This is a genomic window from Streptomyces boncukensis (genome assembly GCF_011045075.1).
Lineage (GTDB): Bacteria > Actinomycetota > Actinomycetes > Streptomycetales > Streptomycetaceae > Streptomyces > Streptomyces boncukensis.
In genome coordinates this window covers 1-628 of record NZ_JAAKZZ010001084.1, presented here as the reverse complement: position 1 = coordinate 628, position 628 = coordinate 1, and the positions used below count along the sequence as shown (strand labels likewise).

1 protein-coding gene and 1 pseudogene are annotated in these 628 nt (G+C 72.8%); both read left to right on the top strand.

The window, feature by feature from the left end; translation table 11 throughout:
* Nucleotides 1-92: pseudogene (locus G5C65_RS39990) on the top strand (RidA family protein); the annotation flags it as partial.
* 89 nt (nt 93-181) lie between these two features.
* Nucleotides 182-628 (top strand): nuclear transport factor 2 family protein (locus G5C65_RS38055; protein ID WP_165303645.1); only part of this gene is annotated, 447 nt, incomplete at its 3' end.

Sequence of the window (628 nt, the reverse complement as noted above, 5' to 3'; positions counted from 1 at the left end):
CCCCCGTCCCGCCCGCCACCCTGCTGGGCGTCGCGGCCCTGGACGTCCCCGAGCACCTGGTGGAGGTCGACGCCGTGGCGGTCCTCGACTGAGCCGCCCGGGGCGCGCCATGTCACGTTCCGGAAGGCCCGCGGCGTCGTACGGGTGAGGCCCACCCCATCCGGCACCGGGAGGCAGACCCATGAGCGACTTCCAGACGATCGCGGACCGCGTGGAGATCGAGGCGCTGCGCGGCGAGTTCACGGACGCGGCAATGATGCGCGACTACGGCCGCCTCGCGTCGCTGTTCACCACGGACGGCGTGCTGCGGATGCCCAACGTCCCCGTCGAGCTGACCGGCCGGGAGGAGATCCGCGGCTGGGGCGACCGGGTGCCGGAGTTCTTGGAGTTCCTGGTCCAGAACACCCACCCCGGCACGATCCGGATCGACGGCGACTCCGCGCACGGGCGCACGTACATGTCCGAGGTCGGACGCGCCCTCGACGGCCGAGTGACGCTCAACTACGCCATCTACCACGACCGCTACCAGCGCACCGGGGAGGGCTGGAAGTTCACCGAGCGGGCCTACGAGGTCCGCTACGAGGACTCCTCACCCCTGCCGGGCGCCCCGCCCGGCCCGGCCTGGGCC